This window comes from Exiguobacterium sp. RIT452 (assembly GCF_003598705.1).
In the GTDB taxonomy this organism is placed as follows: domain Bacteria; phylum Bacillota; class Bacilli; order Exiguobacteriales; family Exiguobacteriaceae; genus Exiguobacterium_A; species Exiguobacterium_A undae.
In genome coordinates this window covers 1-15,263 of record NZ_QXJB01000015.1, presented here as the reverse complement: position 1 = coordinate 15,263, position 15,263 = coordinate 1, and the positions used below count along the sequence as shown (strand labels likewise).

Here is a 15,263-nt window from a genome sequence, read left to right as displayed (position 1 = left end):
GGAAGGGTATTACCACAAACTACCTATCCTTGTCTAGCTGACAAGCGAACATAAACACGAACAAAATTTCCTAATAACTTCTATACAATCTATTTTCATCGACATATAATAGAAAAGTAAAATAATTCCCAAACAGTCGTTCGTACATAAAATTCTTTTTCAGATTCTAGTTGACACCCGCTGACACGGCTGTTATATTATGGACAGGAAGTGACACCAACGTACACCGAAGCACTCGGTCGGACAGCACGATCACTTCAATTTGAAAGGATGGGAGGCAAGTGGACGAAAGGTTACTGACCATTAAAGAGGTCGCCGATTATCTACAAGTCAACGAACGAACAGTTATGCGTTACATTAACTCAGGTGAAATCACATCGATCAAGTTCGGCGGGCAGCGTCGGATTTCGAAACAAGCCGTTGAGGATTTCATCAATCGACACACCACTACACCAACAAACAAAGGGGATCAATCAAATGACTAAGCAAACAACTACTGAAGTAATCGAAACTACATCACTCGTACCTACACTCTCACACGACGAAGCACGTGACGCGTTACCAGCTGAGGCTTTCAAGCCGGAACACTTCACAGGTCAAGGACAAGCACTCTTCTCAACAATGCCTGACACGGGTAAACGTGCGGATCGTATTAAACTCTACAACGCGGTAGCAAACGCTGAAAAGAAAGTATCGGACTTAATCGGTGAAACGATCACAGTCGTTCACATGGTTGCACATCCTACTCAAATGCTTGACGAACAAACTGGAGAACTCCGTGACCTAACTCGTGTCGTACTGATCGGACCTGAAGGTGAGTCTTACCACTCGATGAGTAACGGTGTCGTTCAGTCGATGAAACGTATCTGTGACATCGTAGGTGCTGGACCATGGGAAGACGAGCCGCTTGTCATCAAGGTTAAACAAATCAACACGCAAGCCGGTAACCGTACATTCAACCTTGAGTTGATTGGATAACAAACGTCACACGATAATCACAAGTGAAGCGCTCCTAGCAGGGCGCTTTTATTTCTATCTAAGAAAGCGGTGACGGCATGAACAAGCGGCAGCGGAAGAAACAGGTCAAGCAGCAGAAGATCAGTTCCCTCACGCGTCGCGACGTGGATAGAAGGAAGGCGCGAGAACTCGCTCGCCCGTCCAAGGAACGTGAGTACAAAAGAACGATTACCACGTTCAAGACAAAAGAAAAGCGTGAAGCCCGTTTTCAAACGTTACTGGATGCAGGGTACACGCGCTCGGAGGCGCACAAGCTAAAGAGTCGAAGCGATGCGAATATCAAGAAGCTCGCTAGTCAGAAGCAACGATCGTCGCGCGCGAAAGCGTTACGGGAACAGAAGTACACGCGACTGATCACGGCAGGTCTACCGGAGCGAGAAGCAAAAGCGTTATCCGGTAAGTCCTGGGACGTGGTCCGTAAAGCAGAACGGGAATCGAAAGGGTACGGGTCGTACTTGATCGTGAGTTATAAGGAGAAGACGGAACAGTACAGTCAGCAAGACATCAATGACTTTAAGATGGGATACAAGCGAGACAAGCGCTCTACCAGTGCAAAGATGGATTCGGCCATCGGGATGCTAACAGAAGAGTTTGGTTACATCGGGGACTATAAGATGTCCGCAACCGATGATGCAGACCGGACGACACGTTATCATTACGGACTCGGCTATCATCAACTGTATCGCGGTAAGGGTGAGAACTACGGACCGCTCGTGACGCTCATTGACCAAATGATGGTGTTGCTGTACAAACCGTATGAGAAGTATGAGTTTATCCGGGAGCTGGTGAAACACTTACGGATGCTCGACAGTGAGAAGGCACATGTCAACGCGGACCGCATTGCAGACGTCTTCTTATAAAACGTAAGGGACGTGTCAGCATGGCAAAGAAGAAACAAACAATAGAAGAGAAGCCGTTACGTCTCCTCACGTTGGATACGGAAACGCGCGGATTGTTCGGTGAAGTGTTCCGGGTCGGTTTGTACGACGGTGAGACCTATTATAGTGGTTACACGTTTCCGGAAATTTACCCCATCATCCAAGACCTGGCGACACGTTGGGAATGTCACGTGTACGTCCACAACTTAGATTTTGACCTGGCGAAGATTGCAAAGGACTTCATCACGAATGAAATGGTACTCGACTTGAAGAAAGCGGTCGCGATCAATAACCAGTTCATCGTGCTGCCATCGGAGCATATGATTTTACACGACAGTTTACGGATACTTCCGATGTCACTGGAACGGATCACGAAATCGTTTGGACTCGACAAAGAGGGAAAGATTGATTTATCGGATTACCTGAAGACGACACCGTACGCGGTGTATAAGGAAGACGGAACACTCGATAAACGGAAGTCGCAAGGGAAATACTTTGAGAACGTGGACCCGGATGAACCGATGTTGAATGAATACCTGGAGATGGATTGTCGGTCTCTTCATACGGTACTCACGATGATTATGGAAATCGCGCACATGTCACTCGAAGATTTTGTACGGTGTCCGACGGCTGCCAGTCTATCCATGAGTGTCTACAAGGCACAGCAACCGGACGAATACGAAGATGCCACGTCGAGTAACTATTACGGGGCGACGGGTGAAATGATGGAAGAGTTTGTGCGACGCGCGTATTACGGCGGCCGGACGGAAGTCTTTACCCCACAACTCGAAGACGGGTATCACTATGACGTGAACAGTCTGTATCCTCACGTCATGAAGGAAAACGAATTTCCGATTGGTTACTATGAACATATTTACGATCCGGAGAAAGCGCGGACGAATTACCGGTTTTGGAAGAAGTACCGGAAAGGTGCCGGGATCGCGGAAGCAAACGTAACCGTCCCTGACATGCACATCCCACCGTTACCGACACGGGTAGAACATGGAAAACTCGAAAACAAGTTGCTGTTTCCAGTCGGGAGCTTCACTGGAGTATGGACGTATGACGAACTCGAAAAAGCGGAGCAACTCGGGTGTACGGTCGAAGTCACGCAAACGACGTACTGGTATAAGACGGCTCCAGTATTCAAAGAGTTTGTCGGGTACTGGGAAGACATCAAGAAGAACGCGGAAGGTGCAAAACGTGAATTCTCGAAGCTCGTACAGAACTCGTTATATGGAAAGTTCGGGATGCGGCGAGAACGTGAGACACTCGCACCGTATGCGATGCGCGATGAACTGGAAGACAAGGATGAACTGTTTGATACGTTTTATCATACAGAACTCGACATGCGGTTCCTGACGCATATCACGAAGTCGAAAGCGAAATATATCCAGCCTCATATCGCGGTATTCGTTACGAGCAAAGCGCGACTGTTGTTACTGGACGGATTACTCCAGCAAGAAAAAGCCGGAAGCGTATCGTATTGTGATACCGATTCCATCGCCGGTACAGCCGTGATGCCGGACGACATGGTGCATAAAGATGACTACGGGAAATGGAAACTGGAGAACACGATCAAGCAGGGTATTTTCTTGCAGCCGAAATTGTATGCAGAGATCAAGGGTGACGGAAAGACGGTCATCAAGGGAAAGGGTATCCCCGGTGAGAAACTGGAGGACATCACGTTTACGAACTATGAAGAGTGGCTGCACACGATGGGCGCTAAGAAACAGGACTCGATTCACCTGTACGATGGATACGAGTCACGTCAGAAGTTCGTCACGTTACTGAAGGCGAATAAAGATTTTGACAGCAAGGTCGTTTTACGCAAGACGATCAACCTACTCAACGAACAAAAGCGGGTGATGGATTACGTGAACAATACAAGCCGTCCTCACAATCTCGACACGTACGAAGAATACAGTCCGTCGGAAGTCCAGGAGATACTTGCTTACACGTATCTCGATGATGACGTGGACCAGTTGAAAGAGTTCGTGAAAGAGATTGGATACATTCGGATTCCTGCACAAAAGACAAGTCGCTTCCGTTTTGAATACGAGCAGATGAGTCGAAGCGTGCGGAGCAAGTATTTCCGAAAGGAGGGTAGGCTTGACCTGGATAGTTTTGCTGATGCAATCGGTTGGGAAGTAAACGAGTTAGTAGAAGAGTTACGGATGAGTTGAGGGAGGAAACGGAATTGAGCGAACGAACAAAAGAGGTATTAGATTACGTGTACAAGCATTATGTCCAAGAAGGGTACATGCCGACGACACGCAAGATCGGGAAGAGCTTACACATGTCACACCAGGTGGCCCATCGTCATATGAAGAAACTAGAAGAAGCCGGACACGTCAAGTACCTGGGACGTTACTGTCTCCCTGTCTTGAAGCAACCGACTATCGAAAAGAAAGCGGTGATCGCATGAACGCACGCAATCAGATTCTATTAAGTGAATGGTTGGACGCCCAACACGATAACTACGTGTTAAACGGAGCCCCTGCACAAGCAGCAGTGATTCGGTCCGTACAATCCAAGCTGGCCGGCTTGAATGGTGTACAAGCGTCCTCCCATCTGACACGACTGAGTACGATTGATTTTCTACAACCGTATACAGCCACTTTCGTTTGTTCGTTTGATAGCAGTCAAACGAGCAAATCGTATTCGACACTATCCGAAGCACTCGATCATATTCGACATACGGAAATGTATGTCGGTGACTATTATACCGCAAATCTGTACCACCAAGGCAACAAAATTATGACCCGCAAACAGATTGAAAAAGAGATTCAGTATGTAGCGTTTGCGAGCAAGGCAGGTGTTTCGTCATGACACCAGTTGAAACTGTACTGTTACTTGTTACCCTGAACGGGATGTTAGTAATCGGTTTTGTTGCGGGGAAGTTCTCGAACCACCCGACGTTTCGAGGTGAGAAGTAATGGTCCGTATTGTACCTTTGACGAAGCTTGATAAGGTGGAAATCATGTTACGCACGATTGAGGAGCTTCAGAAGGACACCGAACGGTTACATGATACAATAGAAGAAAATGACAAGTATGGAACACGTCGCACAACGGAAACTATTCGTTCTCGGTTACTCGTGACCATGCAGTTCGCAAAGGAGATTTACGATGAGTCTTTTTGATTTTCTTCTTCTAACGGTATCGGTGTTACTCGGACTGGTCGCTTCCCTCTTCATCGGGTCAAGTATTTATTATGCCGATGAGGAAGGGGACCAAGAACGGGTACAAGAATTGTTCACGATGTCCAAGGTCGGTTTCGTGATCGCGGTCTCCTCGATATTCGCGATTCGCGTCGTCGTCCACCTGATAACTTAATTTTACTTTTCTTCTATAAAAAGGGTGTCAGTCGCAAGACCTATTTAGAAGGAACGAAAGGATGATATTAATGGAAAACAAATTAGCACTCGTACAACGTGGAAATGTATTTATGGGGATTGTCGGAACACCGACAGGCGTAACAGCAAAAGGTGAAATGGTTTGCATCGGTGACGTTGTTACGTATGAAGCTGGTCCTGGTCATAATGACGGTAATGGAGTTGTAGGAATCTTTACGCGTCGTATCGGGGTGATGGGAATTGGTAGTGTTCCCATCTCGCAGTTACTTGTCACAGAAATCATTTTCCGACACACCGACTTAAAAGAAGGATCTACCTTAATGAACGGGTATTTTGAAGTATTACCTTTTGAAGATTAACACCCAAGGCTCACGCGTAACGCGTGGGCTTTTTTCTTTTTCTCAAAAGTAGACGGATGTCACCTTATGGTAACGCACGTAACGCGATATTCTGTTAACAGGAACGACAGCCGATCAACGATTGATCCCAGCGGTGTTGGTCGTTCCTATTCCCTTTAAGGAGGACACCAACATGCCTGAAGATGAAACAAAAGATACAGTAACAAACGAGGAGGAACCGAAGTGGCTACAAACCTTGATGAACAAAATCGACTCAATGAAACCGGAAGTCCCGGAGGACAAGGACCCGATCGAGACAGTCAAAGTTCCACTGATTCCCGATCCGATTCCGGACGTACCGGACGAGGACGAGGACGAGGACGAGGAACCGGCTCCACCGAAGAAAAGCTTCCTAAGCTGGCTCCTGTAAGTGAACCGAAACCGGTCACGGTAGACATTCCTGGTGAATCAGCAGAAGAGAAAAAAGCCCGTAACGCTGCCAAACAAAAAGCGTACCGGGAACGAAAGAAAGCGGAGAAAGAAACGGGAACAAAGAAACCGACTGTTAAGAAGGCGACGGCTGCAAAGAAGTCACCGGTCCTCGACAGTAGCAGCGTTCACGTCAAAGCGATGTTATCGGCATTGTTCGGTGTCGTCGCGTCTCGTGAAGGAATGGAAGTATGGGCTTTATCCGAAGCAGAAATCGATTCCATCGTTAATCCGTTAACGAACATGATGGCGAAGAACGACGCCGTCGGTCAAGCACTCGAACAACACGGGGATGCAGTAGCACTTGTTATGGCCGTAACAGTGATCGCATTACCTCGCGTCTTGATGATGCAACAGATGAAGAAACTAAAGGCACCAGCCGTGACGTTACCGTCCACGGTGCGGAAGGGAGAAAAGAATGGAACTGACAGAACTCAACCTCGAACCGAAAGCAACAGTCAAGGAACGCCTGGAAGTGGTAACGGGTCAAATCCTCAAGAAAGCACCCCTTCACATTCAGTTTATGGCGAATCCGTTTCTAGCCACTTATCTGCACTCAGCTACTGATGAGGACATGGAAACGAACACGAAACAAGCCCTTGCTGCGGTAAAAGAAATCATCGCTTACATCGAAGGGTGACGCGTATGTCATTCATCGGTACGGACGAACATGTTTTCATTGCCGGCATGACCGGTTCCGGAAAGTCCGTTACGGCGGAACATTACCTAGCCGGTTACGATCATGTCATTAAACTCGATACGAAAGATGAAGTCTCCGAACGGCGACGCAAGAACAAACCGTTATGGAAAGGACTTCAAGAGGGGAAGGACTACGTCGTGATCACACGTTTAGCAGAACTGGATCACATCGAAACGCACAAGGTCATTTACGTTCCGGATATAGATGAACAGTCACTCGAACATTACAACGCACTTTTTAAGTGGGTGTACGAGCGACAGAACACGATTCTATGGATTGATGAATTGATGAGTGTTGCGGACAATCCTTCCCGTTACCCTCCCTATCTCAAAGCGCTCTACACACGCGGTCGCTCACGTGACGCCGTGGTATGGGCGCTTACTCAACGGCCGATGGACATCCCAACCATCGTCATGGCCAACTCCACGCACTTCTTCATCTATAACCTCAACATGCCCCAAGACCGGGAGAAAGTGGCAAAGGCTACCGGTTACCCCGAATTTTACGACTTGCCTGGAAAGTATGTATTTTGGTATCTCAACATCACAGCAGCCGTTCCTCCTGTTCGTGGTCAACTCGATCTGTAAAGGAGGTGAAACCAAATGGACTCATCTAAATTCGGTGGCGTCGGTATCATCAATATGATCGTTATCGCGTTATTCGTTATGCTCTTCATCGTCATGGCAAAAGTCGCACTGACGAAGAAGCCTATCGCCGGTGTATCAGAATTCGTTCATACCATTTAAAGGAGGTGAAACAGTATGGGTTCAATCCGACTCGGCTCACCTTCCTGGTGGGTATCCATGTTCATTAACGTATTCATCACGATGGTGTTCATTTACATCATCAAAAAAGCTTCAGTAAAATACGACATCCCCGTCGTCAAAAATATTGCTCAGGAGGTTTAATCAAACATGGCTCAACAAGCACAACTCACGCCGCAACAACGCGGCCAATTATTCGCACAGGGTACGCGACAAAATCGCCAATCCATCCCTGCTAAAGCTGCAACAGGTGAACTCGACACACTGACGTTTGATTTACCAAAAGCACGCTTGCTATCGAAAGTGGTTCTTCACATCGAGGCGGTCGTCAACGTCAAGGCAACAACTGGGACAACGGTCCAGCTCGCTCCTACGGGTGGTTACGAATTGTTCCGCCGTATCTCGGTTGACTTGAACAATGGTTTCTCTCCTTATATTCTCGGTGGTCGTGCACTCTACCACTTGTCGATGCTACGGATCAATCCGGATGTCATCATGCCACAAGCCAACGTGCGCGGTATCAACTACATCGAACGTGCTGCAAGTGTAGCCGGTGTCGATAACAAAGTACGCTTCAGTGTCGAGTTACCGCTCACACTGAATGACCGTGACCCGGTCGGTTTAATCTTGCTTCAGAACAACGAAACGAACGTCCAGGTCAAACTCGATCTCGACAGTGTCGCGAAGATTTACAAACTCAACGCGGCGAACGGTGAAGTCGCAACCTTTAAATCGGTCAAGGTGCAGCCTGTTCTTGAAACGTACAGCATCCCGGTTATGAAAGAAGCGTTCCCGGACATCTCGGTCCTTAAATTGGTATCAGAGAAGTCAGAGACAGTCCAGGGTGGCGGTCAAACAATCGTCCGTTTGAACACAGGTAACACGTACCGTCGTATCGCGTTCTACGTCGAAGACGCTGCGGGTGTCCCGTTCACGGAAGAAGATTTCTCCGGTAACATCGAACTCGTCTTCAACCAAGCCGACATTCCGTATTCGGAACCGGCCATCTCCCTCGCTCACCTCGCACACCGTCAACTCGGTTACCCTCTCCCTGCTGGAGTATTCGTGTTCGACTTCACGTATCAAGGATTCCCGTCATACGGTGGTTCACGTGACTACATCGACACGCAGCGTCTCACAGAGTTTTGGTTACGATTCAACTCAACGAAAGCCGGTAAGATTACGATCGTATCGGAAACGTTATCTCAATTAGTCTAATCACAATCCGGGGGAGCGTTTTGCTTCCCCTTTACTATCAGAAGGAGTGAAGAACATGTCACAAGGATTGCATCACTACATGGCGGATCTGTACCCGGGATCAGGTATTTCGACGGAAATGGAAACGCTCATGGAACCGGAAGAACAAATGCACATGGTCGATGACCAGGAGCTTGCAGCCAAAAATCCGGCAGCCGTTACACCGGAAACGAATAAAGGCGTATGGCTCGGTGTCCTAGCGATCGTCTGTATCATCGCAGCATTAGGAGGTCGTAAATGATGGACCAGTATGTTCAAGTGGTTTCATCTATCGGCTTCCCGGCGGCTATGTGTTTCTATTTTATGTTCAACACGCAAAAGACACTGGACGCGTTACGAACAACCGTCGAACAAAACACACTGGCGACACGGGAGTTAATGCTCACGCTCGCGCGTGCGAAAGGTGATGACGCTGCATGAGTAAGACACTCGTACTCGTTCTGATCATCATCGCGTTTTGGTTCTTCATCTCACGAAAGAAGTGATGACACATGGAAAGAGGAATGGCATTTTTAATCGGAGCGATCGGCATCATTTGGTTGATCCTCGATGACTTCTATGGAAAAGGACGCGTGACCTCGATGGCTAACAAAATCGCAGAAGGGGCAAAAATCCCTTCCGCCGGTGATATTGCCGACGGTGTCATAGACACGGTGAAGGATAACGCGGAACTGATGAAAGACAAAGTCGAAAACATTCCCGGTGCCGGGGCGGTCGTCAATGGTGGAAAGAAAGTCATCACGGACCCGTACGAACTGGGGAAAGAAGCGGCAAAACGCTGGGAGATCGTTCTCGGTTTAAAAGGGGACAAAGCGAAAGAAAAGCTAATGGAGAAGGACAAACAGGAATTGCTTGACCTGCTCCCGGACTTTAAGCTCCCCGACATTCCGAAATTCGGAGCGTTACCCGCCTTACCATCCCTACCCGGTTTCAATCTAGGAGGGAAATGACATGCAAGAATTCACACGACAGTTACCGTTCATCGTCGCGTTTCTCATCGCGATCCTCTTCATTCAAATGATGATGGGGGAAAAGGTAACGAACTATCTCCTGGTGCTCGTCCTTGCAGGAATGGTTGTCAAGAACTCGGACAAGGTAACTAAATTAATGAATGGAGTGACATCACTATGAATAAAGTATTTGACGTAATCGGTGGAATGGGACTACTCATCATGTTGTATCTCTTCCTATCGAACGGTAAACAAACGACGTCGATCATCAACTCGGTCGCCGGTAACTCAATCAAAGGTATCAAAACGTTACAAGGACGTTAATCAGTAAAGGAGGGCTTACGATGGAAGATACCTTATATCGTTCCCTTCTCAATGCCCAGGGATTCAAAGCGTTGAAGGAACCGATTGAGGAACCTTCAGCGCGCCTCGGTGTTGGGGAAGCGGAAGAAAAAGGATCACTAAAACTACTCGTTGAGTATAAAAATAAGCGGCCGGTTGCGGTCACACCGATGCTCGATGAACGCGCCTACCAACTGACCGGATACACGGCTCAGGATACGTTAAGCGCAAAAGACTTCCCAAGCTCCTTCTATTTAGGACCAACGACAGGAGGTTATTAAATTGGAAGCACCATTCAAAGCACCAGGTGGCGGAAAGAAAAAACTCGATAACAAAAAAGTCATGTTCCTCGCCGTCGGAGGAATCATCGTCGTCGTACTCGTGTTGATGCGACGTCCAGCAGCAAGTAACCCGGACGCTCCGACAGCTTACGTCGCGGCTGACGGTTATGAGAACTTTGGACAGTCAAACGGAATCGGTGTTGAACAAGTCGATGCACGAGTAGACACGGCACTCAACGCGGCTCTCGCGTCACTCGAAGCCGACAACAACGCGAGCATGAACGGTTACTTCCAAACGACGAATGATTACATCAAGGATCGTGACGAAACGTATGCGAAGCAACTGAAGAAGCTTGCGGCCGATAACAAGAAGCTCAACACGGAACTCGATCAACAAGAAAAAATCGACAAGGCTCAAGCGGACGCGTTGAAGAAACTTCAAGCGAAGAAGCCCATCAAAGCCCAACCGACAACACCGATCAAGAACCCGATTCGGACGACGCCGAAGAAACCGGTCAAAGCCCAACCGACGACAAGCTTCAAGAACGTCAAAATCAATTACTCCGGTAACTCGATTGTCGATGCCTTGAAGAAAGCCGGTATCGGGTCAACGATGACGAACCGGGCAGAGATTGCTGCCGGTAACGGAATCAAAGGCTATCGCGGTACCGCTTCACAAAATACGGCTCTTCTGAAAAAAGCGAAAGCCGGTAAGTTACGTATCACACCGTCGATGCGGAAGTAAGAGGTGATCACATGGCACAAGTCAACGCAGGGTCAAACAGCTATGACGCGTATATCACGGCAGCCGCGAAACAGTACGACGTACCGGAAAAGTTAATTCGTGCCATCATCACGCAAGAGTCACGCTGGAACCCGAACGCCCGCAGCGGCGTCGGGGCTGGCGGTCTCATGCAATTGATGCCGAAAACGGCAATCGGTCTCGGTGTCAATAACGTGTATGATCCGAAACAAAACATCATGGGTGGTACGAAATATATCAGTCAGATGCTAAAGAAATATAACGGTGACGTCAGTCTAGCACTGGCGGCCTATAACGCGGGAGAAGGGAACGTCGCGAAGTATGGCGGAATTCCACCGTTTGCCGAAACGAAAGATTACGTCAAGAAAGTCCTCGGTTTCTATAACGGAGATACGTCAATCCCCTCACCTTCAGGTAGCTCCGGTTCAACGGCCGCACCGTCAAATGATGGTCTCATCTCTTCTATTGTACGGGGCGTCTTCATCGTCCTCTTGATCGTGTTCCTGTTCTTGCTCCTATTCATGGCCTTCCCTTCTATCGCGAACGTTACACCGGTTGGTAAAGCTGTCAAGGTCGCAAAGGCGGTGACGTGATGCTAGGAGTAACGGAATCAACCGCCAGTCAGAAAGCATACGATTACGCGAAAACGTTAGGTCTCACGTTGACCAGTGGAAAACGTAACCCGGGTGATTTTGGTGTCCCCGTACAATATGACTTCCACGGTCAAGGTCGTGCCTATGATTTTGCCGGTTCTCAAACGGCCATGAACCTATTCGCGAAATGGGCGAAAGCGTCCGGTCTGTTTGCCGAAGTCTTATGGCAAGTTCCTGGACATTATGATCACGTTCACGTCGGTTGGGGCAAAACACTCTACACCGGTCACGAAAATGAAACGTATGTCGGGAACAAGAAATACATCCCGCGCAAGTACACGGAAGGGGACAACGGGGGAATGATGGACCTCCCCATCAACCAACCCTCTAAAACAGAAACAACCGGTTGGGTCTCCGTCGGTATCCGTACCCTCATCATCGTCGTCCTCGCGATCGCCGCGTTCTTATTCCTCGTCGGTAGTTTCCCTACTGAAAAAATTATGTGAAGGAGTGTCAAAATGGCCGACATTCAATTATCCACCTACCGCGAACAACAAGTAACGATCCTACCGGGTCAAACCTTTACGGTTCAATTCTCCGATACGATGCCGAACCACTACTACATCAATAACCTATCGACTTCAGACGTCTACCTCGGTATCACGATGCTGCCGAACACAGAACGGTATGACCTGTATATCGGACCGTCGGAACAAAAGATTACAGGTCGTGACAAAGGGACACAACAAATCTATCTTTACAATGACTCTCCCAACCCCGCCGCGATCATGCTCACGACGTTCACGAAAGCGTTTGACCCGACAATCCTGATCAGTGCCTCCGCACAAGCAGGTACCGCGTCACGTCCCTCCAGTAACGTCATCACCGGTTTTACGGCTCCGCTGCCGAACGGTAGCAATAAGGTCGGTCGTGTAGACGTCGAATCACTTCCTGAACTTCCGGAAGGGGATAACGTCATCGGTAAGGTCATCATCCCGGAACCCGTCATCATCGGTTCCATGCCACCGATTGAAGTCACCAACGATCCCGTACGTGCGTATCATCACATGTTTGATGGTCCTGTCTCGACAACCGAAGTCATCGTCGACTGTGCCCCGCGTAACATGACACGGATCAGTTACATCATCAATGACGATGAAACAAACGATCTCTATGTCGCTTTCAATGAAGAAGTACTCACATCGGTTCCTGGCAATGGTTACAACGGAGTCATCCGATTAAAGCCGGGTGAAAGTCTGACAGACCTTAATCGCATGTCAAGCAAAGTAAAATTCTTACGTGCTGCCGGTAACGGTACGGTACGCCTGTTAGGAGTGTAATCAATGGGATTACGTGTGAACCTTAAACCCCTATTCGATAAGAAGCTGGGACGACAAAATTATTATACCAACCTCTATGACCTCAACGTTAAGAGTGATGGTGTCACCGATAACAGTTCAACCTTCTCTCAACTTCTCTCAACGGTCACGTACTATGTCCCTCCCGGAACCTTCCTCATTTCAAACAGTTGTACCATTCTTTCAAACCTGGTATTCGCAAAAGGAGCTGTCCTTAAAGTTGCTACCGGTGCAACCGTCATCTTGAAAGGCAAAATCAATGCAGGCAATCAAGAAATCTTTGAAGACGCCGGCGGTACGGTTGACCTCATGCAATCCGAAAATGAATACAACTTAGGATGGTTCAAATCCGGTAACAACACGATCAACAAACGATGGGACTTTGCTAAAAAGGCAATGACAACCTTTGCCCGTAAAACCTTACGCATCCCAAAACCCTACCCATCACAACCTGGTACGGAACTGACAGGCAACCGAGCCTATTGGTTGTTTGACGGTGAATTGAAATTTGAGGACAAACACAATTCACTCACGATCTATGTAGACGGTGAATTTAAAGCCTCCGCACCAACCGCAAACTTATTCAACTTTGAAGATACCTCAAAACCTGAAAACCTCTATTTCTATGGTGACGTGCAAGCTATCGTACCTCCCTCGATCAACGTCGGGTCCGCTATCAATATTAAAGGAACCGCTCGGGTCACGTTTTGGGGGAACGTCATTTTAAACGGTTTTCGTACTCCAGTAAAAATCGGTGGTCCCGATCAAGTCGCTCCTATCTCAGACGTTCGCTTCTTTCAATTACAATGTTCCTTCTTCTATGAAACGGCTGTGTCGATTTACGGGAAGAATGGATTCAGCACGCAAAGCGTTGAAATTGATAGACTCACCGCTACCGCTGCTCAAACGGGTGGACTGAACGCTCTTGAAATCAAAGGGTCCATTCGTAACATCAAGGTCGGCGACGTTACCTATGCTACCGACATCGCTAAAAATGGATACACCGCAAACGATGCCGAAAACGTGGTTCTCTTAGAATCAAACGCGGAAGGCTCAATCATCAAAGTAGAAATTGATAGCGTCTATCAGGCCAACGCCAATAACGGTGTCAAGACAGCAACGAACGCGACAACACCGCAAACCGGTGACCGCATCCAATACCTCAAGGTACGCAACCTGTTCGCCAAATACAACGGTAGCGCTATGGTCATCGGCGATTGCAATACAATCGAAATCGAATCGATTCATAACCTCTCCGACGTCACGATCAACGCGAGTGCTAGTTATGTAAAGATTCAAGCCGGCGCAGGATTACGAAACGTTACCGACAACGGTCTCTATACCATCATCAACAATGTAGGGAAACAAACACGAGGGGGAGGCGTGCCACCAGCGCCAGCCGTCAACTGGCCCATCGGTTCCATCATTCGTGAAACCAGTGACAGCAAGCTATACCTCCGTGTAGCAAAAGCGAATCTCGCATCAGACTTTATCTTACTCAATTAAAGGGGGAACCTATATGTATTACAATACACGTAACCACAAAACAATTGCCGAGCTTGCACCACACACACGATCGGCAGCACTGAAATTATACGAGTACGGAATTAAGATTGGTGTAGACATCTTAATCTATGACGCACGTCGGACAGTAGAGGAACAGGCAGCCAACGTACGCAACGGTGTGAGCTGGACAATGAAGAGTTACCACCTATGCGGACAGGCCCTCGACTTCGTACCCGTCAAGAACGGGAAAGCCGACTGGAACGGTTACAATCATCCCCTGGTCATCAAGTGGGTCGAGTACGCGATCCGGTTAGGGTTCGAGTGGGGAGGGAGCTGGAAGGGAGCCGTCGATAAGCCTCACCTTCAGTTCGAGTACCTCGGGTACGGTACAGACGAGAAATCAAGTGCTGCCACGAAGCCGGTAACAAAGCCAGTTGTTACTCAGAAGCCGGTAACAGTGAAACCACAATCGAAACCCGTTAAACCGAAACCCGTTAAACCGAAACCTGCCGTCACGTCGCCGGTCTCACTGGTGGACTGGATGAAGAGTAAGAAGATGCGATCTAGTTTCACAGACCGGGCGTTACTTGCGAAGAAGTACGGTATCGTACGATACGCAGGGACGGCTGAACAAAATATCAAATTGCTAAAGCTACTTCAGAAAAGTAA

Annotated in this window: 24 protein-coding genes and 1 pseudogene; all 25 read left to right on the top strand. The window is 48.3% G+C overall.

Annotated features, from left to right (window positions below; translation table 11 throughout):
• The first annotated feature begins 281 nt into the window (after positions 1–281).
• Positions 282–485, top strand: a complete 204-nt coding sequence (locus D3D03_RS16455; protein ID WP_119924175.1) for a helix-turn-helix domain-containing protein — start codon at positions 282–284, stop codon at positions 483–485.
• Positions 478–978, top strand: a complete 501-nt coding sequence (locus D3D03_RS16450) for a hypothetical protein (RefSeq protein ID WP_119924174.1) — start codon at positions 478–480, stop codon at positions 976–978. The genes D3D03_RS16455 and D3D03_RS16450 overlap by 8 nt, the downstream gene beginning before the upstream one ends.
• A gap of 77 nt (positions 979–1,055) precedes the next feature.
• Positions 1,056–1,877 (top strand): hypothetical protein, encoded by an 822-nt coding sequence (locus D3D03_RS16445; RefSeq protein ID WP_026829749.1) that lies wholly within the window; start codon positions 1,056–1,058, stop codon positions 1,875–1,877.
• Between the two features lie 20 nt (positions 1,878–1,897).
• Positions 1,898–4,081 (top strand): DNA polymerase, encoded by a 2,184-nt coding sequence (locus D3D03_RS16440; RefSeq protein WP_119924173.1) that lies wholly within the window; start codon positions 1,898–1,900, stop codon positions 4,079–4,081.
• Positions 4,082–4,095: 14 nt separating this feature from the next.
• Entirely contained in the window at positions 4,096–4,323 is a 228-nt protein-coding gene (locus D3D03_RS16435) for a LexA family protein (RefSeq protein ID WP_158583718.1), read from the top strand.
• Complete coding sequence (locus tag D3D03_RS16430) at positions 4,320–4,727, top strand: hypothetical protein (protein ID WP_119924171.1); 408 nt, start codon at positions 4,320–4,322, stop codon at positions 4,725–4,727. Before D3D03_RS16435 ends, D3D03_RS16430 begins: the two co-directional genes overlap by 4 nt.
• Positions 4,728–5,026: 299 nt before the next feature.
• On the top strand, positions 5,027–5,233 hold the full coding sequence (locus D3D03_RS16420) for a hypothetical protein (RefSeq protein WP_119924169.1): 207 nt from the start codon (positions 5,027–5,029) through the stop codon (positions 5,231–5,233).
• 70 nt (positions 5,234–5,303) lie between these two features.
• Positions 5,304–5,612, top strand: a complete 309-nt coding sequence (locus D3D03_RS16415) for a hypothetical protein (protein ID WP_119924168.1) — start codon at positions 5,304–5,306, stop codon at positions 5,610–5,612.
• Positions 5,613–5,834: 222 nt separating this feature from the next.
• Positions 5,835–6,647 carry a bZIP transcription factor gene (locus D3D03_RS16705; protein ID WP_147367753.1) on the top strand — a complete coding sequence of 271 codons (813 nt, stop codon included), beginning with the start codon at positions 5,835–5,837 and terminating at the stop codon, positions 6,645–6,647.
• 78 nt (positions 6,648–6,725) lie between these two features.
• A complete protein-coding gene (locus D3D03_RS16400) occupies positions 6,726–7,367 on the top strand; it encodes an ATP-binding protein (RefSeq protein WP_119924165.1) in 642 nt (213 codons plus the stop codon).
• Positions 7,368–7,382: 15 nt separating this feature from the next.
• Complete coding sequence (locus D3D03_RS16855; RefSeq protein WP_162833759.1) at positions 7,383–7,526, top strand: hypothetical protein; 144 nt, start codon at positions 7,383–7,385, stop codon at positions 7,524–7,526.
• A gap of 15 nt (positions 7,527–7,541) precedes the next feature.
• Positions 7,542–7,688, top strand: a complete 147-nt coding sequence (locus tag D3D03_RS16850) for a hypothetical protein (RefSeq protein WP_162833760.1) — start codon at positions 7,542–7,544, stop codon at positions 7,686–7,688.
• A 6-nt stretch (positions 7,689–7,694) separates the two neighbouring features.
• Positions 7,695–8,762 (top strand): cytoplasmic protein, encoded by a 1,068-nt coding sequence (locus D3D03_RS16395; protein WP_119924164.1) that lies wholly within the window; start codon positions 7,695–7,697, stop codon positions 8,760–8,762.
• Between the two features lie 55 nt (positions 8,763–8,817).
• A complete protein-coding gene (locus tag D3D03_RS16390) occupies positions 8,818–9,042 on the top strand; it encodes a hypothetical protein (protein ID WP_119924163.1) in 225 nt (74 codons plus the stop codon).
• Positions 9,039–9,221: a hypothetical protein gene (locus D3D03_RS16385; protein WP_026829760.1), complete on the top strand. Its 183-nt coding sequence runs from the start codon at positions 9,039–9,041 to the stop codon at positions 9,219–9,221. The genes D3D03_RS16390 and D3D03_RS16385 overlap by 4 nt, the downstream gene beginning before the upstream one ends.
• A gap of 71 nt (positions 9,222–9,292) precedes the next feature.
• A complete protein-coding gene (locus D3D03_RS16380) occupies positions 9,293–9,751 on the top strand; it encodes a hypothetical protein (RefSeq protein WP_147367751.1) in 459 nt (152 codons plus the stop codon).
• A gap of 1 nt (position 9,752) precedes the next feature.
• On the top strand, positions 9,753–9,932 hold the full coding sequence (locus D3D03_RS16375) for a hypothetical protein (RefSeq protein WP_119924161.1): 180 nt from the start codon (positions 9,753–9,755) through the stop codon (positions 9,930–9,932).
• The gene (locus tag D3D03_RS16845; RefSeq protein WP_162833761.1) at positions 9,929–10,075 is read left to right on the top strand and encodes a hypothetical protein; all 147 of its coding nucleotides are present in this window, start codon (positions 9,929–9,931) and stop codon (positions 10,073–10,075) included. Before D3D03_RS16375 ends, D3D03_RS16845 begins: the two co-directional genes overlap by 4 nt.
• Positions 10,076–10,095: 20 nt before the next feature.
• The gene (locus tag D3D03_RS16370) at positions 10,096–10,374 is read left to right on the top strand and encodes a hypothetical protein (protein WP_119924160.1); all 279 of its coding nucleotides are present in this window, start codon (positions 10,096–10,098) and stop codon (positions 10,372–10,374) included.
• 1 nt (position 10,375) lies between these two features.
• Positions 10,376–11,119, top strand: coding sequence for a hypothetical protein (locus tag D3D03_RS16365; RefSeq protein ID WP_119924159.1), 744 nt, complete (start codon positions 10,376–10,378; stop codon positions 11,117–11,119).
• A gap of 32 nt (positions 11,120–11,151) precedes the next feature.
• A pseudogene (locus tag D3D03_RS16945) lies at positions 11,152–11,559 on the top strand (lytic transglycosylase domain-containing protein); the annotation flags it as partial.
• Positions 11,560–11,729: 170 nt separating this feature from the next.
• The gene (locus D3D03_RS16355) at positions 11,730–12,236 is read left to right on the top strand and encodes a hypothetical protein (RefSeq protein ID WP_119924157.1); all 507 of its coding nucleotides are present in this window, start codon (positions 11,730–11,732) and stop codon (positions 12,234–12,236) included.
• 12 nt (positions 12,237–12,248) lie between these two features.
• Entirely contained in the window at positions 12,249–13,070 is an 822-nt protein-coding gene (locus tag D3D03_RS16350; RefSeq protein WP_119924156.1) for a hypothetical protein, read from the top strand.
• Positions 13,071–13,073: 3 nt separating this feature from the next.
• Positions 13,074–14,594, top strand: coding sequence for a hypothetical protein (locus D3D03_RS16345; protein WP_119924155.1), 1,521 nt, complete (start codon positions 13,074–13,076; stop codon positions 14,592–14,594).
• A gap of 13 nt (positions 14,595–14,607) precedes the next feature.
• A partial coding sequence (locus D3D03_RS16340) for a M15 family metallopeptidase (RefSeq protein WP_147367749.1) occupies positions 14,608–15,263 on the top strand: 656 nt, incomplete at its 3' end.

Bases quoted from the DNA above. Each gene is read 5' to 3' on its own strand.
- D3D03_RS16395 (WP_119924164.1), top strand. From the start codon at position 7,695: ATGGCTCAACAAGCACAACTCACGCCGCAACAACGCGGCCAATTATTC.
- D3D03_RS16355 (WP_119924157.1), top strand. From the start codon at position 11,730: ATGCTAGGAGTAACGGAATCAACCGCCAGTCAGAAAGCATACGATTAC.
- D3D03_RS16440 (WP_119924173.1), top strand. From the start codon at position 1,898: ATGGCAAAGAAGAAACAAACAATAGAAGAGAAGCCGTTACGTCTCCTC.
- D3D03_RS16450 (WP_119924174.1), top strand. From the start codon at position 478: ATGACTAAGCAAACAACTACTGAAGTAATCGAAACTACATCACTCGTA.
- D3D03_RS16380 (WP_147367751.1), top strand. From the start codon at position 9,293: ATGGAAAGAGGAATGGCATTTTTAATCGGAGCGATCGGCATCATTTGG.
- D3D03_RS16415 (WP_119924168.1), top strand. From the start codon at position 5,304: ATGGAAAACAAATTAGCACTCGTACAACGTGGAAATGTATTTATGGGG.
- D3D03_RS16430 (WP_119924171.1), top strand. From the start codon at position 4,320: ATGAACGCACGCAATCAGATTCTATTAAGTGAATGGTTGGACGCCCAA.
- D3D03_RS16845 (WP_162833761.1), top strand. From the start codon at position 9,929: ATGAATAAAGTATTTGACGTAATCGGTGGAATGGGACTACTCATCATG.
- D3D03_RS16400 (WP_119924165.1), top strand. From the start codon at position 6,726: ATGTCATTCATCGGTACGGACGAACATGTTTTCATTGCCGGCATGACC.
- D3D03_RS16345 (WP_119924155.1), top strand. From the start codon at position 13,074: ATGGGATTACGTGTGAACCTTAAACCCCTATTCGATAAGAAGCTGGGA.
- D3D03_RS16370 (WP_119924160.1), top strand. From the start codon at position 10,096: ATGGAAGATACCTTATATCGTTCCCTTCTCAATGCCCAGGGATTCAAA.
- D3D03_RS16445 (WP_026829749.1), top strand. From the start codon at position 1,056: ATGAACAAGCGGCAGCGGAAGAAACAGGTCAAGCAGCAGAAGATCAGT.
- D3D03_RS16850 (WP_162833760.1), top strand. From the start codon at position 7,542: ATGGGTTCAATCCGACTCGGCTCACCTTCCTGGTGGGTATCCATGTTC.
- D3D03_RS16350 (WP_119924156.1), top strand. From the start codon at position 12,249: ATGGCCGACATTCAATTATCCACCTACCGCGAACAACAAGTAACGATC.
- D3D03_RS16375 (WP_119924161.1), top strand. From the start codon at position 9,753: ATGCAAGAATTCACACGACAGTTACCGTTCATCGTCGCGTTTCTCATC.
- D3D03_RS16390 (WP_119924163.1), top strand. From the start codon at position 8,818: ATGTCACAAGGATTGCATCACTACATGGCGGATCTGTACCCGGGATCA.
- D3D03_RS16855 (WP_162833759.1), top strand. From the start codon at position 7,383: ATGGACTCATCTAAATTCGGTGGCGTCGGTATCATCAATATGATCGTT.
- D3D03_RS16385 (WP_026829760.1), top strand. From the start codon at position 9,039: ATGATGGACCAGTATGTTCAAGTGGTTTCATCTATCGGCTTCCCGGCG.
- D3D03_RS16420 (WP_119924169.1), top strand. From the start codon at position 5,027: ATGAGTCTTTTTGATTTTCTTCTTCTAACGGTATCGGTGTTACTCGGA.